The 20,799-nt window shown below is 60.9% G+C and carries 16 protein-coding genes; 8 read left to right on the top strand and 8 right to left on the bottom strand.

What is annotated here, in order from left to right:
* Window positions 1–3: 3 nt before the first annotated feature.
* The 3 genes from araD1 (at window position 4) to araD (ending at window position 4,309) form a co-directional block, all read left to right on the top strand.
* Window positions 4–1,002 carry an AraD1 family protein gene (araD1, locus tag FHT85_RS03610; RefSeq protein ID WP_112411736.1) on the top strand — a complete coding sequence of 333 codons (999 nt, stop codon included), beginning with the start codon at window positions 4–6 and terminating at the stop codon, window positions 1,000–1,002.
* A 65-nt stretch (window positions 1,003–1,067) separates the two neighbouring features.
* Window positions 1,068–2,501 carry an aldehyde dehydrogenase family protein gene (locus FHT85_RS03605; protein WP_112411737.1) on the top strand — a complete coding sequence of 478 codons (1,434 nt, stop codon included), beginning with the start codon at window positions 1,068–1,070 and terminating at the stop codon, window positions 2,499–2,501.
* A 62-nt stretch (window positions 2,502–2,563) separates the two neighbouring features.
* Complete coding sequence (araD, locus tag FHT85_RS03600) at window positions 2,564–4,309, top strand: L-arabinonate dehydratase (RefSeq protein ID WP_112411546.1); 1,746 nt, start codon at window positions 2,564–2,566, stop codon at window positions 4,307–4,309.
* A gap of 65 nt (window positions 4,310–4,374) precedes the next feature.
* On the opposite strand, the gene FHT85_RS03595 is transcribed toward araD, so the two are convergent.
* The 3 genes from FHT85_RS03595 to FHT85_RS03585 are packed head-to-tail and all read right to left on the bottom strand — an operon-like array spanning window position 4,375 to window position 7,569.
* Entirely contained in the window at window positions 4,375–5,199 is an 825-nt protein-coding gene (locus tag FHT85_RS03595) for a transglutaminase domain-containing protein (protein ID WP_112334217.1), read from the bottom strand.
* A 12-nt stretch (window positions 5,200–5,211) separates the two neighbouring features.
* Window positions 5,212–6,153: an alpha-E domain-containing protein gene (locus FHT85_RS03590; RefSeq protein WP_112334218.1), complete on the bottom strand. Its 942-nt coding sequence runs from the start codon at window positions 6,151–6,153 to the stop codon at window positions 5,212–5,214.
* Window positions 6,154–6,159: 6 nt separating this feature from the next.
* Window positions 6,160–7,569 carry a circularly permuted type 2 ATP-grasp protein gene (locus FHT85_RS03585; RefSeq protein WP_112334219.1) on the bottom strand — a complete coding sequence of 470 codons (1,410 nt, stop codon included), beginning with the start codon at window positions 7,567–7,569 and terminating at the stop codon, window positions 6,160–6,162.
* A 398-nt stretch (window positions 7,570–7,967) separates the two neighbouring features.
* On the opposite strand from FHT85_RS03585, the gene FHT85_RS03580 reads away from it, so the two are divergent.
* Complete coding sequence (locus FHT85_RS03580) at window positions 7,968–8,861, top strand: DMT family transporter (protein WP_112411547.1); 894 nt, start codon at window positions 7,968–7,970, stop codon at window positions 8,859–8,861.
* 48 nt (window positions 8,862–8,909) lie between these two features.
* Here FHT85_RS03580 and FHT85_RS03575 read toward each other — a convergent pair whose 3' ends face one another.
* The 3 genes from FHT85_RS03575 to FHT85_RS03565 all read right to left on the bottom strand — a co-directional run bounded on the left by FHT85_RS03575 (window position 8,910) and on the right by FHT85_RS03565 (window position 12,975).
* Entirely contained in the window at window positions 8,910–10,550 is a 1,641-nt protein-coding gene (locus FHT85_RS03575) for a DEAD/DEAH box helicase (protein ID WP_112411548.1), read from the bottom strand.
* 375 nt (window positions 10,551–10,925) lie between these two features.
* Window positions 10,926–11,240 (bottom strand): hypothetical protein, encoded by a 315-nt coding sequence (locus FHT85_RS03570; protein ID WP_112411549.1) that lies wholly within the window; start codon window positions 11,238–11,240, stop codon window positions 10,926–10,928.
* Between the two features lie 148 nt (window positions 11,241–11,388).
* The gene (locus FHT85_RS03565) at window positions 11,389–12,975 is read right to left on the bottom strand and encodes a trimethylamine methyltransferase family protein (protein ID WP_112411550.1); all 1,587 of its coding nucleotides are present in this window, start codon (window positions 12,973–12,975) and stop codon (window positions 11,389–11,391) included.
* 217 nt (window positions 12,976–13,192) lie between these two features.
* Between FHT85_RS03565 and FHT85_RS03560 the strand changes: the two genes are divergently transcribed.
* Window positions 13,193–16,006, top strand: a complete 2,814-nt coding sequence (locus FHT85_RS03560; RefSeq protein ID WP_112411551.1) for a response regulator — start codon at window positions 13,193–13,195, stop codon at window positions 16,004–16,006.
* Between the two features lie 68 nt (window positions 16,007–16,074).
* On the opposite strand, the gene FHT85_RS03555 is transcribed toward FHT85_RS03560, so the two are convergent.
* On the bottom strand, window positions 16,075–16,902 hold the full coding sequence (locus tag FHT85_RS03555) for an oxidoreductase (RefSeq protein WP_112411552.1): 828 nt from the start codon (window positions 16,900–16,902) through the stop codon (window positions 16,075–16,077).
* Window positions 16,903–16,984: 82 nt separating this feature from the next.
* On the opposite strand from FHT85_RS03555, the gene FHT85_RS03550 reads away from it, so the two are divergent.
* Window positions 16,985–17,914, top strand: a complete 930-nt coding sequence (locus FHT85_RS03550) for an AraC family transcriptional regulator (protein WP_112411738.1) — start codon at window positions 16,985–16,987, stop codon at window positions 17,912–17,914.
* Between the two features lie 39 nt (window positions 17,915–17,953).
* Here FHT85_RS03550 and mnmD read toward each other — a convergent pair whose 3' ends face one another.
* Window positions 17,954–18,688, bottom strand: coding sequence for a tRNA (5-methylaminomethyl-2-thiouridine)(34)-methyltransferase MnmD (gene mnmD, locus FHT85_RS03545; protein WP_112411553.1), 735 nt, complete (start codon window positions 18,686–18,688; stop codon window positions 17,954–17,956).
* On the opposite strand from mnmD, the gene FHT85_RS03540 reads away from it, so the two are divergent.
* Together FHT85_RS03540 and FHT85_RS03535 are read left to right on the top strand one after the other, a co-directional pair.
* Window positions 18,687–19,871 carry an NAD(P)/FAD-dependent oxidoreductase gene (locus tag FHT85_RS03540; RefSeq protein WP_112334228.1) on the top strand — a complete coding sequence of 395 codons (1,185 nt, stop codon included), beginning with the start codon at window positions 18,687–18,689 and terminating at the stop codon, window positions 19,869–19,871. The two genes, mnmD and FHT85_RS03540, sit on opposite strands and share 2 nt — an antisense overlap.
* Window positions 19,872–19,974: 103 nt before the next feature.
* Window positions 19,975–20,682 (top strand): DUF1045 domain-containing protein, encoded by a 708-nt coding sequence (locus FHT85_RS03535; RefSeq protein WP_112334229.1) that lies wholly within the window; start codon window positions 19,975–19,977, stop codon window positions 20,680–20,682.
* Window positions 20,683–20,799: the final 117 nt, after the last annotated feature.

Genomic DNA, 20,799 nt, shown 5'->3' with positions numbered 1-20,799 from the left:
GACATGCTCATCTCGCAGATCAAGGGTTCGAACGGCGAGATCGTCGTTGCGGTCCGCAATGGACCCGGCGAAGCTGCCAAGGCCGTCGTCAATGGCGGCAGCGTCTACAAGCTTGCGATCGAAGCCGCCGATAGCGGCAAGTCGCTGGCATCGGTCATCGAGGCCCATGGTCTCGGCGAGTCAATCGATCTCGAAAAAGCCTATGCCCAAGGCCACTTCCTGCCGCCGATCACGCATCCCGACGCAGCTCACCTGCACCTGACAGGCACCGGCCTGACGCATCTTGGCTCCGCTGCCACGCGCGATTCCATGCACAAGAAGACGACGGAAGCCGCCGAGGAGACGCTGACCGACTCCATGAAGATGTTCAAGATGGGCATCGAGGGCGGCAAGCCGAAGGCGGGCGAGAAGGGCGTGCAGCCAGAGTGGTTCTACAAGGGCAATGGCTACGGCGCTGCGGCCCCGGGTGCGGCACTCGTGTCTCCATCCTTCGCGCTCGACGGTGGCGAAGAGCCCGAAATGGCCGGCATCTATGTCATCGCCAAGGACGGCACGCCGTTCCGTATCGGCTTTGCACTCTCGAACGAATTTTCCGATCACGTCACCGAGCGGATCAACTATCTTTATCTCGCCCATTCCAAGCTCCGTCCGGCAAGCTTCGGCCCGGAAATCCGCGTTGGTGTGGCGCCGGAAGATATTCGCGGCACGTCGCGCATCAAGCGCGGCGACAAGGTAATCTTCGAAAAGCCGTTCCTATCGGGCGAAGCGAACATGTCGCACACCTTTGCGAACCTTGAATATCACCACTTCAAGTACGGCATCTTCCGTGTTCCCGGCGATGTGCACGTGCACATGTTCGGCACGGCGACGCTTTCCTTCGCGGAAGGCATCAAGCCCGAAGTCGGCGACGTCTTTGAAATCGAAGTTGGCGAATTCGGCCTGCCGCTGCGCAATCCGCTGGCGATCGATGCCGAGGAAGAAGTGGCTGTTCGCCAGCTGTAATGCATCGAGCCCGGCCGCAAGGGATCGGCCGGGATTTCCAATACGATCCAGGAAGGCATGACGCCATGACCATTCATCAGAACTTGATCGCCGGGGAGTGGACGGGGACGAACGGCACCGAGAACATCAACCCGTCGGATACGAACGAGGTCGTCGGCCTCTATGCGAGCGCAAGCGCGCAGGATGTCACGGACGCGATCGCTGCCGCCAAGGCCGCTTTTCCAGCCTGGTCGCGTTCTGGTATTCTGGAGCGCCACACGATCCTGAAGAAGGCCGGCGACGAGATCCTGGCACGCAAGGATGAACTCGGCGCGCTGCTCGCCCGCGAAGAGGGCAAGACGCTGCCGGAAGCGATCGGCGAGACCATCCGCGCCGCGCAGATCTTCGAATTCTTCGCCGGCGAGGCGTTGCGCCTGGCAGGCGAGGTACTTCCTTCCGTGCGCCCGAACATCGGTGTCGAGATCACCCGCGAGCCGCTTGGCGTTATCGGCGTCATCACCCCCTGGAACTTCCCGATCGCCATTCCTGCCTGGAAGATCGCGCCGGCGCTCTGCTACGGCAACACCATCGTCTTCAAGCCGGCCGATCTCGTGCCCGGCTGCTCGTGGGCAATCGTCGATATTCTGAATCGCGCCGGTCTGCCGAAGGGTGTGTTGAACCTCGTCATGGGCAAGGGCTCGGTCGTCGGTCAGGCGATGCTCGACAGCCCGGTTCTTTCGGGTATCACCTTCACCGGCTCGGTCGGCACCGGCAAGCGCGTAGCGCTTTCCTCCGTCGAGCACGGTCGTAAGTACCAGCTCGAAATGGGCGGCAAGAACCCGATGGTCGTGCTTGACGATGCCGATCTGACGGTCGCCGTCGAAGCGGCTGCCAATTCCGCCTTCTTCTCGACCGGCCAGCGCTGTACAGCCTCGTCGCGCCTGATCGTCACCGAAGGCATTCACGACAGGTTCGTGGCGGCGCTGACGGAAAAGCTGAAGACGCTCAACGTCGATAACGCCATGAAGTCCGGCACGCATATCGGCCCCGTCGTCGATGCCAAGCAGCTGAAGACGGATACGGACTATATCGAGATCGGCCGCCAAGAAGGCGCCAAGCTTGCCTTCGGTGGCGAACTCGTCAGCCGCGACACGCCCGGCTTCTACCTGCAGCCGACGCTGTTCACGGAAGCGACGAACCAGATGCGCATCAGCCGCGAAGAGATCTTCGGCCCGGTTGCTTCCGTCATCCGCGTCAAGGATTACGAAGAAGCCTTGGCAACAGCCAATGACACGCCGTTCGGCCTGTCCTCGGGCATTGCCACGACGAGCCTGAAGCATGCGACGCATTTCAAGCGCAATGCGGAAGCGGGTATGGTGATGGTCAACCTACCGACGGCCGGCGTCGACTTCCATGTGCCGTTCGGCGGCCGCAAGGGTTCGTCCTTCGGTCCGCGCGAGCAGGGCAAATATGCCGCCGAATTCTTCACCACCGTCAAGACGGCTTACACGCTCGCCTGATCATCGATTTTAAAGTCCAGGCGCGAACGAGGCGGCCTGGGCGACGCAAAGGGTACTGAGACATGAAAAAGAAAGCTGAATGGCCGCGCAAGCTGCGCTCCTACGATTGGTTCGGCGGCACCGGCAAGAATGCGATCATGCATCGCTCCTGGATGAAGAACCAGGGCCTGCCGGCCGATACGTTCGACGGCCGTCCGATCATCGGCATCTGTAACACCTGGTCGGAACTGACGCCCTGCAACGCGCATCTGCGCGATCTTGCAGAGCGTGTGAAGCGCGGTGTCTACGAGGCGGGCGGTTTCCCCGTGGAGTTCCCGGTCTTCTCCGTCGGCGAAAGCACGCTGCGCCCGACGGCCATGATGTTCCGCAACCTCGCTGCCATGGACGTGGAAGAAGCGATCCGCGGCAATCCGGTCGATGGCGTCGTGCTGCTCGGCGGCTGCGACAAGACCACGCCGAGCCTGCTGATGGGCGCGGCTTCCGTCGACATTCCGGTCATCCTCGTCTCCGGCGGCCCGATGCTGAACGGCAAGTGGCGGGGCAAGGATGTCGGCTCCGGCACGGCGATCTGGCAGTTCTCGGAAATGGTGAAGTCCGGCGAGATGTCGCTGGATGAATTCATGGATGCAGAGCAGGGCATGGCCCGCTCGGCCGGTAGTTGCATGACGATGGGTACGGCCTCCACCATGGCGTCGATGGCCGAAGCGCTCGGCATGACCTTGCCCGGTAATGCCGCCATTCCGGCTGTCGATGCGCGCCGTCGTGTTATCTCGCAACTGTCAGGCCGCCGCATCGTCGACATGGTCAAGGAAGACCTGAAACCATCGGACATTCTGACCAAGGAAGCCTTCGAAAACGCTATCCGCGTCAACGGCGCCGTCGGCGGCTCGACCAACGCCGTTCTGCACCTGCTGGCGCTCGCGGGCCGCATCGGCGTCGACCTGTCGCTTGACGATTGGGATCGTCTGGGCCGCGAAGTGCCGACCATCGTCAACCTGCAGCCTTCGGGCAAGCACCTGATGGAAGAGTTCTACTATGCCGGCGGTCTGCCCGTTGTCATCAAGGCAGTCGGCGAAATGGGCCTGCTCCACAAGGACGCCATCACGGTCACGGGCGACACGATCTGGGCAGGCGTCAAGGACGTCGTCAACTACAATGACGACGTTATCGTCCCGCGCGAAAAGGCACTGACGCAGTCGGGCGGCATCGCTGTTCTGCGCGGCAATCTCGCGCCGAAGGGTGCCGTCTTGAAGCCATCGGCCGCTTCGCCGCATCTGATGCAGCACAAGGGCCGCGCCGTTGTCTTCGAAAGCATCGAGGACTACCACGCCCGCATCAACCGCGACGATCTTGATATCGACGAGAACTGCATCATGGTGCTGAAGTATTGCGGTCCGAAGGGTTATCCGGGCATGGCCGAAGTCGGCAACATGGGCCTTCCGCCGAAGGTACTGAAGAAGGGCATCACCGACATGATCCGCATTTCCGATGCGCGCATGTCCGGCACCGCTTACGGCACCGTTATCCTGCACACGGCTCCGGAAGCAGCCGATGGCGGCCCGCTGGCGCTGGTTCAGAACGGCGACATCATTGCCGTCGACGTTCCCGCCCGCACCATCCAGCTCGAAGTTTCGGATGAGGAGCTGGCAAAGCGCCGCGCTGCCTGGGTTTCCCCGGTCAAGCCGCTCACCGGCGGTTACGGCGGTCTCTATGTGAAGTCGGTCATGCAGGCCGACACCGGCGCCGACCTGGACTTCCTTGTCGGCCCGCGCGGCTCGGAAATCCCGAACAATCGCGACAGCCACTAAGATTTGTGTTTTGAATTAAGAATGGGGGCGGGGCGAAAGCTCCGCCCTTTTTCTTCTGTGAGCCGCTAACTCTGGCTCTGGCTTTGACTCTGCCCTTGGGTCGCGACTGTTACCTTGACCATAAGGGTTTCGCCCGGCGTGCCGATCCGCATGCCGGACACGGGAGCGGCGTCGCGATAGCAGAGGCCGGTCGCGATGCGGACGTAGCGGGCGTCGGGGCAGACGTCGTTGGCCGGATCGAAGCCGACCCAGCCAAGGCCGGCAATATGCGCCTCTGCCCAGGCATGGGTAGCAGCCTGCTCGTTCTTGCCTTCCATCATCAGGTAGCCGGAGACGTAACGGGCAGGGATCTGCAATGCACGGGCGCCGGCTAGAAAGATGTGCGCATGGTCCTGGCAGACGCCGCTCTTTGCCTCCAGTGCCTGTTCCGCCGTTGTCTCCGTATTGCTTGTGCCTGGCTTGTATTCCACGGTCTCGTGGATCGCTTTCATCAGCGCATGCATCTTGCCGAGTTCGTTGTCGCCTGAAACGCTGCGTAGCAGTTCCTTCGTCAGCTTACCCGCCTTGGTGCGCGGCGATTCCCGCAGGAAGAGCCAGAGCGGGCTGAAGCCCTGATGCGGCCCGACAACGCCGTTGAGGTCCTGCGTCTCGACTTCGCCTGAGGCAATGATCTTCGTTGCGTCCTGCTGCCCGTCGAGGGAAACCAGCGTGGCGCGATTGCCGAACTGGTCGTCATATTCCACTTCCGGCTTGGCGCCTTCGACCGAAAGCTTCCAGTCGATAACCGTCTGTCCGACGCCCGTCAGCGGCGTCAGGTGAAGCCGTTGCAGGGAAAACTGCGCCGGCTCGTCGTAGCGATATTCCGTGATATGGCTGATCGTCAGTCTCATGATATCGCCCGCCTATTCGTAGAACCGGTAGCCGTCGGAGATCTCGGCGCCCAGCTTGTTGTTGTGGGCGACGAAATCCTCGAGGAACTCATGCAGGCCCTGGTCCATGATGCGCTTGATCGTCAGCTTCTGCAGCGACTGGCGGATGGCCTCCGCGGTATCGTGCGCCGGCAGCCGTTTTTCATGTTCGGCGCTGAGATAGCCGATATTGCTGACGATCTTCTCATAGCAATAGGCAAGCGAGCGCGGCATTTGCCCGTTGAGGATCAGGAAGTCGGCAATGTTGGCCGGCTTATATTCGGGATCGTAAGCCCATTTATAGGCCCGGTGCGCGGAGACCGATCGTAGGATCGACTCCCATTGCGCATTGTCGAGCGAGGAGCCGACATGCGAGACGGATGGCAGCAGCACGTAATATTTGACATCGAGGATGCGGGCCGTGTTATCGGCGCGCTCGATGAAGGTGCCGATGCGGGCGAAATTATAGAGTTCGTTGCGCAGCATCGAGCCGTGGAAGGCGCCGCGGATCAAGCCGGCGCGCCGCTTGATGACGTCGATCGTCTCCGGTAGCTCTGCCGTCTTCAGCTTCTTGCCGAGCAGCGATTTCAGCTCGATCCAGCATTCGTTGGTCGCTTCCCAGGTGTCGCGGGTCAGCGCCGTACGCACCATGCGGGCATTGTTGCGGCCATATTCGATGCAGGACATGACGCTCGATGGATTGGAGCGGTCGCGCATCAGATAATCGATCGCGTCGGTCCCGGTCAGCTTGTCGTGCACCTCATCGTAGGCTTCGCGCACTCCGGCGCTTTGCAGGACGCCGTCCCAGTCATCATCGACGGCGTCGCTGCGGGTCAGCGACATGCGCTGGCCGGCGTCGACCAGGCGGGCTATGTTTTCGGCGCGCTCGATGTAACGGAACATCCAGTAGAGGCCATTCGCGGTTCTTCCCAGCATGTCCGATCAGTCCTCCAGAACCCAGGTGTCTTTGGTGCCGCCGCCCTGGCTGGAGTTGACCACCAGCGAGCCTTCCTTCAGCGCCACGCGGGTCAACCCGCCGGGGATGATCCGCACCTTGTCGGAGACGAGGACATAGGGCCGCAGATCGACATGCCTCGGCGCAATGCCCTTGTTGACCAGGATCGGCACGGTCGAGAGCGAAAGGGTCGGCTGCGCGATGTAGTTGTTCGGCTTGCTCTTGAGCTTTTCGGCAAAGGCCGTCCGCTCCTTCTTGCTGGCGGTCGGTCCCACAAGCATGCCGTAGCCGCCGGAGCCGTGGACTTCCTTGACGACGAGATCGGCAAGGTTATCGAGCACATATTGCAGGCTGTCGGGCTCGGAACAGCGCCATGTCGGCACGTTCTCGAGGATCGGCTTGCGGCCGGTGTAGAATTCGACGATTTCAGGCATGTAGGAGTAGATCGCCTTGTCGTCGGAAATGCCGGTGCCGGGCGCATTGGCGATGGTGATGTTGCCCGCGCGGTAGACGTCCATGATGCCGGGAATACCGAGCGCGGACTCCGGACGGAAGGTGAGGGGATCGAGGAAATCGTCGTCGACGCGGCGGTAGAGCACGTCGATCGCCTCATAGCCACGTGTCGTGCGCATCTTCACCTTGCCGTCGATGACGCGCAGATCGGAGCCTTCCACCAGCTCCACGCCCATCATGTCGGCGAGGAAGGAATGCTCGTAATAGGCGGAGTTATAGATGCCCGGCGTCAGCACGGCGACACGCGGCTTGCCCTTGCATCCGGGAGGGGCGAGCGATGCCAGGCTCTGGCGTAGCAGTAGCGGATAGTCCTCGACGCGCTGCACCTTGTTCTGGTGAAACAGTTCGGGGAACATCTGCATCATCGTTTCGCGGTTTTCCAGCATGTAGCTGACGCCGGAAGGCGTGCGGGCATTGTCCTCGAGCACATAGAATTGGTCTTCGCCGGTGCGCACGATGTCGGTGCCGACGATATGGGTGTAGACACCGCCCGGCGGACGAAAGCCGATCATTTCAGGCAGGAAGGCGTCGTTCTTTTCGATCAGCTCGCGCGGGATGCGGCCGGCGCGGATGATTTCCTGCTTGTGGTAGATGTCGTCGAGGAAGGCGTTGAGGGCGACGACCCGCTGTTCGATGCCCTGGGCGAGCTTGCGCCATTCGCGGCCTGATATGATGCGGGGGATGATGTCGAAGGGAATGAGCTTTTCGGAGGAGTCTGCGTGTCCGTAGACCGCGAAGGTAATGCCCGTTTTTCGGAAGATGGTTTCCGCATCGCGGGATTTGGCAATGAGGTGGCCCCTGTCCTGGCCTGAGTACCACTCGAAGTATTTCTCGTAAGGCGCGCGCGGACTTTCATCCGCAGTAATCATTTCATCAAATGCCAAAGGTGCGGTCCCCGTGTTTTTACCCATTTGAATACAACGGTTTTTACAATGCAAGAACTATGCGCAATTGCCATCGCGAATTTCTGAATATCGAAAAATGCCGGATTTACAGGCATTTAAGAGTAATGGCGCTGTTGCCTGCCGGCTCTTGTCGCAATGTTCGGATCAAAATTTAAGCATCTGCTTCTTTTGCGGACTGAGCGCCTGCGTGGTGGCTGAGGCTTCTGAAACCAGGGCGGTAGCTCGCCGGACGTGAAGAAAAATTGATTGCTGTGTTCAGCAGATCGATTTTGACCGCTCCACCGCCATCGGCTATCAGCCTTCAACCCCTCCGCGCGACACCCCGAGTTCGACCAGGATTCCGGCTCCGAAGCGCCAAATATATCGGTCCGATTTTCATGTCCCTCGATAAACTCGCGCCGGCGATTTTTGTCCTTCTCTGGTCCACTGGCTGGATCGTCGCCAAATATGCCTCGCAGCATGCGGGCCCCTTCACCTTCCTGATGATCCGCTACAGCCTTTCGGTTCTCGCCTTCGTGTTGCTCTGTTCGATCGTCGGCGCGAAATGGCCGCGCGATTGGTCGAGCGTGTTCCGGGCCGTCTATTCCGGAATTTTTCTGCATGGCATCTATCTGGCGGGCCTTTGGTGGGCGATTGCCGAGGGCGTGCCGGCCGGCATTGCCGGCGTCATTGCGGCGCTGCAGCCGCTGATGACCGCCATGGCCGCACCGCTTCTCGTCGGTGAGCGGCTGGGGCCGATCCAGAAGGTCGGCCTGCTGCTCGGCTTCTTGGGCATTGCCATCGCGATCTCGCCGAAACTTCTAGCGACGGATACGGCCAATCTCTGGCAATCGGCGGCGCCACTCGTCGTCAATCTGTTGGCTATGGTTTCTGTGACTTACGGTACGCTCTACCAGAAGCGGCACCTGCAGACCGGCGACCTCAGAACCATTGCGACCTTGCAATATGTCGGCGCGCTGATCGTCACCGTGCCGCTCGCCTTCATTTTCGAAGGCCTGCGCTTCGACGGCACACAGACGGCGATCCTGTCGCTGCTCTGGTCGGTTTTCGGCCTGTCCATGGGCGCCGTCGGTCTGCTTCTCTATCTCATCCGCCGCGGGCAGGTGTCGCGCGCCGCGTCGCTCATCTACCTGATGCCGCCCGCTGTCGCCATCGAGGCGGCACTCGCCTTCGGCGAGCCGCTGACACTGCCGATTGTTGTCGGCACGGTGATTGTGGTGATCGGTGTTTACCTCACCAACCGGCGTCAGGTGGAAATCGTGCCGGAATAGATCTGCATCATTCTGAAAAAAGGGGGCCGGTAGGCCCCCTTAACTCTATCAGGCACGTTCGCGGCGCTGGCCGCCATTGCCTGGGCCACGACGCTTCATGCGGCCATTGCCGCCATTGCGCTGTTCGCCCTGGGCGCCGCGCTCTTCGTTGTGGCGGCCTGCGGGACGGCCATGGGAGTGGCGTTGGCCGCGATGGGCTCCGCCCTCATGCGCGGCACCGTTGCCGTTGGACTGGCCGTTGTGCTGCTTGCGAGCGGGACGGAAGTCCGAGGTCGAGGCGAGGTCGTTGTCGGGTTCCGGACGCGGCGTCGGTTCGTTGCGACGCTGGCCACGAAAATCGGCATTGCGATTGTTTTCACGCTGCGGGCGATCGTTGCGCGGGCGGCGTTCCTGGCGTTCGCCAGCCTCAGCACGAGCCTCGCCGTTTTCCTTGTCGAAGAACGGACGGCGGGCCGGACGAGCCGGGCGACCTTCGGCGCGACCCTGGCCTGCGCCACGGCCTTGGCCCTGACCCTGACCACCGCGACCCTTACCGCGAACGGGGCGACCGCGATCGGCGGGCGCTTCGCCACTGGCAACTGCGATTTCGATGCCCATCAGGCGCTCGATGTCGCGCAGCAGGCGGATTTCATCGGGCGCGCAGAAGGCGATGGCGATGCCGTCGCGGCCGGCGCGGGCGGTACGGCCGATGCGGTGAACGTAGGCGTCGGGCACTTCGGGCAGATCGAAGTTGTAGACATGGGAAACGCCAGGAATGTCGATGCCGCGGGCGGCGACGTCGGTTGCGACGAGAACGCGGACGTCACCATCACGGAAGCCCTTGAGCGCTCGCTCGCGCTGGCCCTGGCTCTTGTTGCCGTGAATGGAGGCAGCGGCGAAGCCGACGTGATCGAGGTGCTTCATCAGCTTCTCGGCGCCATGCTTGGTGCGCAGGAAGACGATGGCGCGGCCATCCGGATTGGCCGAGATCGTTTCCTTGAGGATTTCGGTCTTGTGGTTCTGGCCGGCAACGAAGTGGACATATTGCTCTACCTTGTCGGCCGCCTTGCCCGGAGGCGAGACTTCGACCTTGACCGGATTGGTCAGGTAGTCGGATGCGAGGTCAGCGATCGCCTTCGGCATGGTGGCCGAGAAAAGCAGGGTCTGGCGCTTGGCCGGAACCATCTTGGCGATCTTGCGCAGGTCGTGGATGAAGCCGAGATCGAGCATCTGGTCGGCTTCGTCGAGGACGAGGTGGGTGACATGGCCGAGCGAGAGGGCGCGGCGGTTGATGAGATCGAGGAGGCGGCCGGGCGTTGCGACTAGAATATCGGTGCCGCGCTCGAGTTGAAGCTGCTGTTTGTTGATCGACGCGCCGCCTACCACGAGGTTGATCCGCAGCTGCGTCTTGCGCATGAAGAGACGGAGGTTATCAGCGATCTGGTTTACCAGTTCGCGGGTCGGAGCGAGGATCAGCGTGCGGACGGTGCGATTGTCGGGACGCTTGGCTTCCTTCAGCAGCATCTCGATGATCGGCAGGCCGAAAGCGGCCGTCTTGCCGGTGCCGGTTTGGGCGAGGCCGATGAGATCACGGCCCTGGAGAACGAGCGGGATGGCCTGAGCCTGGATGGGCGTTGGCGTCGCAAAGTTGTTCTGCGACAGTGTATCGACGATCTGCTTGGAGAGACCAAGCGAGTGAAAATCGGTCAATTCAATACCTTTCGGGGCGCCAAAGCAAATAGGCCGGATCGCACCATGCGGTCCGGTCTGTCTCTGGCGTCAAGAACCCCGCGTGAAGTGGGAACTTGTAAGTTGGAAATAGCTTTCCCAGCGCATCGGCCGCAGCGCTTGGCGCGGCCTCATTCATAAAAGCGCTTTTGTCCTTCTCTTGCGTACAGATTGTCCCGCAGGGCACGCTCACGCGGCGGCCGGAAGGTGAAAGCTGAGGCGCATTTGGTCTTAAACGTGAGGAATGTCAAGAGGTGTAAGCGAAAGCTTTTCATTAGGCGTACAAAAATGCCGCCGAAATCCGGCGGCATCCGAGATCCGATAAGGGCGATGCGCTCAATGCGGAGATTGCTGATCCTAGCGGCAAACCTCGACGCGATAAGGACGGCCCCAGCCATCGTGACGCCATGCCCAGTAGCAGCTGGGATAGGGGCGTATATAGACGCGCTCGTAAACCGGGCCGTCGTAGTAGGCCGGATATGCCGGATAATATGCGGGGTAGGCGGGTCGCGCAGCCCCGGCTATCAAGGCGCCGCCCACAACACCGGCGGCAAGACCACCAAAGAAGGCGCCGCGGCCGGACGCGTTGGCGGAAGTGGCGGTTGCGGTGGCGGCGCTGCCAAGCGTCAGCGCGATCAAACCGGCCGTCGTTAATGTGCGAAGCACAGACATTGACATCCCTTTCCCAAAAATACGGGCTAGGCTCCTAGCCTAAGCCGAGTTTGACGTTGTGCAGGAAAGGGGGCGAAGTCGCGGCCAAAAAGAGGTTCGCGACATTAAATTTCGTCCATGATTTGAGGCGTAAAGCCTTTGTTTTCAATTAGAAATCTGTGGGAACGCCGCCCTCTGCCTTGCGCTTAGCGACAAAGGCATCGAGTTCCTCCTCGATTGCGGGATCGAGCGGGGGCCGTTCATAACGCTCGAGCGTTTCCTTATAGACGCGGTTGGCGTGATCGTAAGTCGTAGGGCTCCCGGCTTCCATCCATGTCTCGTTGTTTCGCCAGTCCGACAGGATCGGCGAATAGAAGGCGGTTTCGTAGCGGGCAAGCGTGTGCGCCGTGCCGAAATAGTGGCCGCCGGGGCCGACATCGCGCACGGCATCCAGCGCCAGGGCGTCGGCGCTGACATCGAGCGGCTTAAGGAATTCCGCGACCATCTGCAGCATGTCGACATCGAGGATGAATTTCTCGAAGGAGGCGGTCAGCCCGCCCTCGCTCCAGCCGGCCGCATGCAGCACGAAATTGCCGCCGCCCTGGGTCAATGCCCACAATGACAGCGCTGATTCGTAGGCGGCCTGCGCATCGAGCGTGTTCGAGGCGTTGGTGTTCGAAGTGCGGTAGGGGATGCCGTAGCGGCGGGCGAGCTGGCCGCCCGCGATGACCGCCTTCATATATTCCGGCGTGCCGAAGGCGGGTGCGCCCGTCTTCATGTCGACGTTCGAGGTGAAGCCGCCATACATGACCGGTGCGCCCTTGCGCACCATCTGCGTGAAGGCGAGGCCGCAGAGCGCCTCGGCATTCTGCTGCACCAGCGCACCGGCGATCGTCACCGGCGCCATGGCGCCTGCCAGCGTGAACGGGGTGACTACCACGACTTGGCCGCGCGAGGACATTTCGATGATGCCCTGCAGCATCGGCCCGTCGAGACGCAGCGGCGAGGAGGAGTTGATGATGGTAAAGAGCGAGGGTTCGCGCTCCATCTGTTCCATGCTGATGCCGCGGCCGATGCGGGCGATCTCGATCGCGTCGAGATTGCGCTGCTGGCCGAGCGAATAGCAATGAAAGGCCTTGTCGGTGAGCTTCACGATGTCGGAAAGGCAATCGAGATGGCGCACCGAGGCATGGATATCGATGGGTTCGACCGGATAGCCGCCGGTCATATGGATGATATCGAAGGACTGTGCGAGCTTGATGAGCTTGCGAAAATCCTCCTGATTGCCGGCTCTCCTGCCGCCGTCGCGGTCGGCGACGAAGGGGGCGGAGGCAACCTGCGCGAAGACGAGATTGCGGCCGCCGATCTCTACGTTTCTCATTGGGTTGCGGGCATGCAACGTGAAGTTCGAGGGGATCGAAGCGATCAGCTCCATGATCATGTTGCGGTCGAAACGAACGCGTTCCCTGCCGGGCGTAACGTCCGCGCCGGCAGCCTTCATGCGCTCGCGCGCTTCCGGCAGAATGATATCCATGCCGATCTCTTCGAGAATGGTCAGCGATGCCTCGTGGATATCGTCGAGCGCTTCGGGCGACAGCAGTTCCGTGCGAGCGAGATTGTTGACGAGGTTGAGGTATTTCGTGCCGCTCGGTTTGCGGCTGCGCTCGGCCCCACGTCCTCCAGCCCGCCGCCGCCGTTCGCCCGTTGCCGTTGCGATCTGCGCTTCGTTCAAGGTCAGGCTTTCTTCGTCGCTCATGGCGCTCGCTCCCAATGATCCGTTGACGGATTCTTGGCAGAGTTTCCCCCGGTATGCCGCCGTCGTTTGCGACCAAGGCGTGACCGTTATAGGACAGTGCATGGTCTGAACGCGACGTCGGCGCGATGGTTTAAACATGGTTAACGCCTTGTTAAAGCCAATTGTGCTAGAGCGTCGTTCCATGAACTATCATGCGCGGTGAAAAGAGAGGCTCCGTTTGACTTTGGACGGTGAACTGCTCGACATAGCGTGCCGCCGGATCGCCAGTCTGGACAGGCCCGCCTACATCAAGAACAGCGAGCTTCGTTACGTTGCCGTCAACGATGCCTATGCGCGGTTCTTCGGGCACGATATCTCTGATTTCATCGGCAATCGCAGTCACGATCTTCTCGATGCCGGGGAGAGCGCCGACAGGGAAGATAGGGAGCGCCGGGCACTGGTCTTCGGTTCGGAAGAGGTGGCACTCTGTTTCGACGCATCTGGCCGTGAGCGATCGCGCATTCAGATCGAGAGTTTTTCTCCATCGGAAGACCGCGTCTATATTTTCGGTGTGTTTCTGGAAGCGCCTGCGAGGAGACTGCATCAGGATCTCGACAATATTCTTCGCTCGATGCCGATCGGTGTTCTGATCCATGACAGCGGCTACGTTGTCGAATACGTGAATGATGCCTTCTATGACATTTTCGAATTTTCGAAGGACGAGCGCTTCGAAGGCCGCCCCTATCGGGATCTCATCGCCAAACATTATGAGCTGGCGCGTTTCGATTCCGACGGTCGTAGCATCGACGACATTTATCAGGCGCGCCTGGCGGCACTGCGCAAGGCTGGCGAGCATCTGCAAACGGAAGTGAATTTTACCGACGGCAAATCCGTCATCATCGATGCGCGCCGCATCGCCAATGGGCGGACGCTGATGTCTTATACGGACATCTCCGCCGTCAAGCAGCAATTCCGCGAGATCACCGAAGCCCGGCTGGCGCTGGAGCGCCTCGGCGAGCTGATGGCGGATGCCATGCAGGCCATGTCCCAAGGCCTGCTGATCGTTCAGGACGGTACGATCATGCTGGCCAACGACCGGCTGAAGGATATGCTAAAGCTGCCAGCCGATTTCTTCGAGGTCGGTAAAAACTGGTCTGCGGCGTTCGATTATTGCGCGCAACGCGGAGACTTCGGTGAGGATGCCGAGGTGTTGCGGGCGTCCTGGGGGGAAAGCATTGCTGGCGGCAAGCCGATCTCCTGTGTATTCCAGATCAAAGGCGACCGCTGGATGCAGCTCGATGCCGCCCTCGGCGAGCATCGCCGCTGGACCGTGGCGCTGACTGATGTCACCGAGATGAAGGAGCGCGAGGCGGATTTGCAGCTGCTCCTGGCGCGCAGCAATGCCGCCGATCGCGCGAAATCCGAATTCCTGACCCATATGAGCCATGAAATCCGCACGCCGATGAACGGCGTTCTCGGCATGGCGGAACTGCTTGGCAAGACCGATCTCGATGCGAGGCAGAAGACCTTCGTCGATATCATCGTCAAGTCGGGCAATGCGCTGCTGACCGTCATCAACGACATTCTCGATTTTTCCCGCATCGATACCGGCGAAATGCATCTGCGCAAGATGGCATTCGATCCCGCCGAGGCTGTCGAAGATATCGCGACCCTGTTGGCTGCGGCCGCATCGGAGAAAAATATCGAGCTGATGGTGCGCATCGCTCCCGGTGTGCCGGCGGCGATACTCGGCGATGCCGGTCGTTTTCGGCAGATCGTGACCAATCTCGTCGGCAATGCGATCAAGTTCACAGAGCGCGGTCATGTGCTGGTCGAGCTGGATAGCCAGCCCTCATCGGACGACAACATATTGCTCATGCTGCGTGTCGAAGATACCGGGATCGGCATACCGGAAGAAAAGCTCGATACGATCTTCGACAAATTTTCATTGGCGGATTCGTCTTTTGCGCGGCGGCTTGAGGGCTCGGGTCTTGGTCTCGCCATCACGGACGGTCTCGTCGATCTGTTCGGCGGTTCGCTGTCGGTGGAGAGCGAATGGGGCAAGGGATCGGTTTTTACCGTCCATCTGCCGATGCCGCTGGTTGCCGCGCGCGGCAAAGTCGCGGAGCTGCCGGCCAATGTCAGGGATGCCCGCGTCCTGATCGTGGAAGACGACGCGATCCATCGGCGCATCTTGAGCGAACAGTTGCTGCAATGGGGTTTCGACGGGCATGTCGCCGAGGATGGCAGGACCGCGCTCGCCATTCTGGAAGCTGCCTTCGATATGGGCGTGTCGGTCGATGCGATTATCGTCGACTACAGCATGCCCGGCATGAATGGCTATCAGATCGCGAGCGCATTGCGTGCCGATCCGCGTTTTTGCGCTCTGCCGATCGTGTTCCTGACGTCGATGGGCGTCGCCGGTGGCGATAGGGAATTCGCCGCCGTCAACGGCCAGGCACATCTTATGAAGCCTGTGAGGGCCAATGTGCTGCGCGGCACGATCATCGATGTCGTGCGCGCGTCGCGGCGGAAGAAACTGGGGGAGCGATTGGCCCCGGTTGAACGCCGGCTACCGATAGAGACGGAAGCCGCAGCCGCGATCGAGGCCACCGATCGGATGACGTCGGCCAAGTCAGGTAATGCCATCGACGTCCTCGTCGCCGAGGATAATGAGGTGAACCAGATCGTCTTCACGCAGATCCTGCAGGCGACCGGCCTGCGGTTTCTCGTCGTGGAGAATGGCCAGGCGGCCGTGGACGCATGGCGCCAGCTCCGGCCGTCGCTGATCCTCATGGATGTGTCCATGCCGGTCATGAACGGTCATCAGGCGACCCGCATGATCCGGCAGTTCGAGACGCAGGCCGGGCAGGGATGGCATGTTCCCATCGTCGGGGTGACCGCGCAGGCCCTGGACGTCGATCGCATGATGTGCATGCAGTCGGGCATGGACGATTGCATATCCAAGCCGATCAGCCCCGAACTCCTTGAGACGAAGATCCAGCAATATCTCGGTGATATCGTTTTCCGGGAGGATCGGTCCAAGAACTAGGGTTTCGATCTTTAGACTTGAGCGCATGGCTGGATGCGGCCTTTGTGCAATCGCAACCGTCGCAGCCATCAGCCATCGGTGCAAACGGTAACGGCCTTCCAGGCTTCGATCTCCTGCTTGAGGCGCTCGATCCTGTCCGACACAAGTCCAAGAGCATCGCTGCCCAGCAGGAGTTGCGGTGGGGGCGTGTCGGACTCGATCAAGTCCAGAACGGCAGCCGCAAGCTTGTCGGGATCGCCGAGCTGCTTACCGCTTTTGGATTGCCGCGCCTGCCGGATTGGATCGAACAGCGCGTCATAATCCGCGATTGATCGTTCGGTCCGGACCATCGAGCGCCCGGCCCAGTCGGTCCGGAAGGAGCCGGGGCAGAGGGCGGTCACCCGAACGCCGAATGGTGCCATCTCCGCTCGCATGACCTCCGAGATGCCCTGAAGGGCGAACTTGCTTCCGCAATAATAGGCGATGCCGGGCATGGTCATCATGCCGCCCATGGAGGTGACGTTGACGATGAAGCCGCTGCGCCTTTCGCGGAAGCGCGGCAGGAAGGCCTTGGCGACCGCAACGGCGCCGAAGACGTTCACGTCGAACTGGCGGCGCATTTCCTCGAGAGGCGACTCCTCAAGAATTCCCTCGTGGCCGTAGCCGGCATTGTTGATCAGTACGTCGACCGGTCCATAAGTTTCCTCCGCCTGGCGAACGACATCCGCTATGCGGTCGAACTCCGTCACATCGCATAGGATGGGCCGCACTGCCGGCAAGCGCTCCGCCAGGGCCATCCGCGACTGTTCCGAGCGGATGGTGCCAATAACCTTGTGGCCATTCCGGATCGCGGCGGCTGCGATTGCGAAACCGAAGCCCGAGTTCGCTCCGGTGATGAAAAAAGTCTTCTGTGACATGGTCGAAATCTCGTCTTGATTGCTTGATGCCTATGACAGATAATCTTCGAAATCATCGCCTGCGATTGCAAAAGCTATGGATATCTTGCCAAATCCTATGAAACCGAGCGATGAGGGTTCAAGGCGCCGGGAGTTGGTAGAGCTGGCAGGCCTTCTTGCTCCCAGCCAAGGATACAACCCCACGGCACTTGGCGGTGTCCGCATTCTCAGGACCGAAGCGATCCTTCATGATGTTCCCGTGCTCTACAAACCTGGCGCGGTCTTCGTCCTGCAGGGCCGAAAGCAGGGCGTGCTTGAAGGCGAGGTCTATCTCTACGATGAGGAGCATTATCTGGCCGTGTCGGTGCCCATTCCGTTCCGGATGGAATCGTCAGCCAGCGTAGAATGCCCTTTGCTTGCCGTTTATCTCGAGTTCGACATGCTTCTCGCTGCGGAGATCGCCTCGGACGTAGGCGCGAGACAGTCCGGAGTAGCGACCGGCAAAGTGAGAAGCCTGATATCGAGCAGAATGGAGCCGATGATCGAGGATGTCTTGCTGCGTTTGCTGCGGGCGCTCAGCGATCCTATGGAACTTGCAATTCTGGGAAGAGGCATCCTGCGCGAGCTCCACTACCGGGTTCTGGTCGGCCCGCAAGGCGGAGCGATGATCTCAGCTCTTCAGCAACAGGGCATTTCCGGGAAGATCGTGCGAAGTCTGACCCGATTGCGCGAAGCCTACAATTCCGAGATTTCGGTTGCCGCGCTGGCGCGTGAGGCGGGGATGAGCGTTCCCTCTTACCACGTCCATTTCAAAGCCCTGACGGGCAGCAGTCCGATGCAATATGTGAAGGCGATGCGGCTCCACGAGGCGCGGTTGATGATCGCGCGTCACGACAAAACGATTGCGGAGGTGGCTGCATCGGTCGGCTATGCCAGTCCTGCTCAGTTCAGCCGAGACTTCAAACGGCACTTCCGGCGGACGGCCTCGGAAGAGGCCAAGTGGGTTCGCCAGCATCTTGGCGAGCTCATCTGAATCTCACGAAATGGTTGCCGCCTGGCCTGTACATCGGCCTCAGGCCGGCTTGATGCCGCAGAGCATTTCGCGCTTGCCGGCGAAGCCTTGGCGTCGTTCCACCACAAATCCTGCCGCCCGCAGGTTTCGTCGCACGAAGCCAGCCGCCGCATAGGTGGCGAAGGTGCCGTTCGGAACCGTCTTATCGTGGAGCGTCCGCATCAGTTCCGGCGACCACATGTCGGCATTGCGGGAGGGCGCGAAACCGTCGAGATACCAGGCGTCAAAGCCCTGTTCGGCGCGGCTGACACCTTCGAGAGCCGGACCGCAGACGACGCTGAGGCGCGTATGCGCATCTAGCCTCAGGGACACGGCACCCTGCGGCTTGTCCGGCCACGCGGCGGCAAGCGCCTGGCGCTCCCTGTTAATCTCGGGCCAGTGCGACAAGGCACGGTCGATTTCCTCGGCCCGCATCGGATAGAGTTCGAAGGACATGAAGTGCAGGTTCGAACCGGGGGCAGCCTTCTGCTGCCACTGGCGCCAGGTTTCGCAGAAATTCAGGCCGGTGCCGAAACCGAGTTCACCGATGAGAAAATCCTGCCGTCCCTGCCAGCGGCCGGGAAGGCCATTGCCGGCCAGGAAGACATGGCCGCATTCCAGCCGGCCGTCGGTCTGGCAATAAAAATGGTCGCCAAATGCAGTCGAATAGGGCATATCGCCGTCGCGCCATTCGAGCTCCGGGCTTGCCACATTGGTTTCGGACGCCTTGGTCCGATCGGAAACTGGATCTGTCATGGAAAGAGCGGATAATCCTCCAAGACCTGCCGGTCAATCGTTCGTCGATCTGCTGATCGTCGGTGGCGGCATCATGGGGTTATGGGCAGCTGTTCATGCCGAGCGTCTTGGTATCCAAGCGCTGCTCGTCGAAGCGGGCCGTCTCGGGCAGGGGGCGAGCGGTGGCCTGCTTGGCGCGCTGATGCCGCACATGCCGGATAAATGGTCGGACAAGAAGCAGTTTCAGTTCGATGCGCTTGTCGCACTTGAGGAAGATATCTCGGCCCTGGAAGCGGAGACCGGGCTTTCGGCTGGTTATCGCCGCGCCGGCCGGTTGATTCCGCTGCCGAAACCGCATCTGAGGCAGATCGCGCTTGGCCATTCCCGGGATGCGGAGGTGCATTGGCACCATGGGGAGCGGCAGTTTCATTGGCACGTGATCGATGCGGCACCTGTTGAAGGCTGGATCGAACCTTCAGCCGGAGAAAGCGGATTTGTCCACGATACACTGGCGGCCCGCGTCGCGCCGCGCGCGTTTCTGGAGGTCCTGCGGAGGTTTCTCGCAGCGGCACGACATGTTCGGCTTTGCGAGGGCGTTACCGTCGAGAATATCGATCCGGAGCGGGGCATTGCGCGTTCAAGCGATGGCGACATTCGCTTCGGCCGTTGCATCCTTTCTGCCGGTTTTCGCTCGTTTCCGATCCTTGATGAATTAACGGAGGGACGCAAAGCCTCGCTCGGCCAACCGGTCAAAGGGCAAGCGGCGATGCTCAAGGCTGATGTCGACGGCGACATGCCTGTTATCTTCCGCGATGGCCTCTACATCGTTCCGCATGAGAATGGATTGGTCGCGGTCGGCAGCACGAGCGAGAACCGATTTGACGATCCCTTATCGACGGACGGGCAGCTCGATAACTTGCTCAATGCGGCGCGCATCATGGCGCCGCTGCTGGCTGGCGCGGACGTCGTTGAGCGTTGGGCGGGCTTGCGTCCGAAGGCTGCGGATCGTGATCCGATGGTGGGCGCGCATCCCGATCATCCCTCGCTGATTGCCCTGACTGGTGGCTTCAAGGTGAGCTTTGGGCTGGCGCATAGGCTCGCGGAGGCGGCGGTGCGTGAGGCGGTGGGCACACCCGGTTGCTTCAACTTGCCGCCGAGTTTCACTTTAGCGAGTCATATTTCAGTCATATCACATAAAACGTGAATTCAAGCCTCTTTCGGGTCGTCAATCTGTCACGCAAATCACCTATCTCCTTGGCCATCGGTGCCGGTTCGGTCTGCCTGACGTTACGCCCTGGAGGAATTTTATGCGGTATGCCATTTGCTTCACACCGTCTGCGAGCGATCCGCTGACGCTTGTGGCGGCGAATTGGCTCGGCCGCAACGTCTATTCCGGCGAGATGGTCGATCCGCCGGCGGTCCGTGGGCTTGGTATCCATGAGATCGCCTTCTACACCGCGGTTCCGCGCCGCTATGGCTTCATGGGAATTTTAAAGGCGCCGTTCCGGTTGGCCGAGGATATGTCCGAGGCGGGGTTGCTGCGCGATCTGATGCGGTTCTCCGGCACGGTCGCGCCCTTCGAAATCCCGAGGCTTGAGGTCGCGCGGCTCGGCGGCGCGCTGGGCCTCGTTCCCTCCGCTCCAAGCCAGCAGATGCATTTCCTGGCGGCATCGCTGGTGCAGACCTTCGATCAATACAGGGCCCCTTTGAGCGAAGCGGAGATCGAACGCATCGATCCGGATGGCCTGTCGGCGACGCAATTTGCCAATCTGCATCGCTGGGGGCATCCGCACGTCATGGACGAGTTCCGCTTTCAGATGATGCTGACGGGTACGGTAAGCCCCGCCGATATGGCGCGCATCGAGCGTGCGCTGCGCGATTTTTTCGAGCCCGCCTTGGCTGCGCCTATCCCCGTTTCCAACATTGCGCTCATGATGGAAGAAGGCGCCGGCGGTCCCTTCCGGGTACACTCGCTGCATCCTATGGGAAAGGTCAGCGCCCGCAAGATCGCCTAGATTAGCGGATGGCGTTCACGCCAATACCCCGCTTTGAAGCGAAAGTGATTTTCCCACTTTCCGTCTCGACTTTCGCGGCGTGGATGCTACCGTTCCGCGATCAGAGAAGGTGCTTCA

This window comes from Rhizobium sp. BK312, from assembly GCF_014193605.1.
Taxonomy (GTDB): domain Bacteria; phylum Pseudomonadota; class Alphaproteobacteria; order Rhizobiales; family Rhizobiaceae; genus Rhizobium.
Note: the sequence above shows the minus strand (reverse complement) of the source record. Positions and strands in the feature narration are given on the sequence as shown.

Excerpts from the sequence above, each read along its gene's own strand:
- FHT85_RS03535 (WP_112334229.1), top strand. The coding sequence starts at position 19,975 with ATGCGGTATGCCATTTGCTTCACACCGTCTGCGAGCGATCCGCTGACG.
- mnmD (WP_112411553.1), bottom strand. The coding sequence starts at position 18,688 with ATGACAGATCCAGTTTCCGATCGGACCAAGGCGTCCGAAACCAATGTG.
- FHT85_RS03590 (WP_112334218.1), bottom strand. The coding sequence starts at position 6,153 with ATGCTGGGAAGAACCGCGAATGGCCTCTACTGGATGTTCCGTTACATC.
- FHT85_RS03595 (WP_112334217.1), bottom strand. The coding sequence starts at position 5,199 with ATGAGACTGACGATCAGCCATATCACGGAATATCGCTACGACGAGCCG.
- FHT85_RS03580 (WP_112411547.1), top strand. The coding sequence starts at position 7,968 with ATGTCCCTCGATAAACTCGCGCCGGCGATTTTTGTCCTTCTCTGGTCC.
- FHT85_RS03605 (WP_112411737.1), top strand. The coding sequence starts at position 1,068 with ATGACCATTCATCAGAACTTGATCGCCGGGGAGTGGACGGGGACGAAC.
- FHT85_RS03570 (WP_112411549.1), bottom strand. The coding sequence starts at position 11,240 with ATGTCTGTGCTTCGCACATTAACGACGGCCGGTTTGATCGCGCTGACG.
- FHT85_RS03540 (WP_112334228.1), top strand. The coding sequence starts at position 18,687 with ATGGAAAGAGCGGATAATCCTCCAAGACCTGCCGGTCAATCGTTCGTC.
- FHT85_RS03565 (WP_112411550.1), bottom strand. The coding sequence starts at position 12,975 with ATGAGCGACGAAGAAAGCCTGACCTTGAACGAAGCGCAGATCGCAACG.
- araD (WP_112411546.1), top strand. The coding sequence starts at position 2,564 with ATGAAAAAGAAAGCTGAATGGCCGCGCAAGCTGCGCTCCTACGATTGG.
- araD1 (WP_112411736.1), top strand. The coding sequence starts at position 4 with ATGCTCATCTCGCAGATCAAGGGTTCGAACGGCGAGATCGTCGTTGCG.
- FHT85_RS03555 (WP_112411552.1), bottom strand. The coding sequence starts at position 16,902 with ATGTCACAGAAGACTTTTTTCATCACCGGAGCGAACTCGGGCTTCGGT.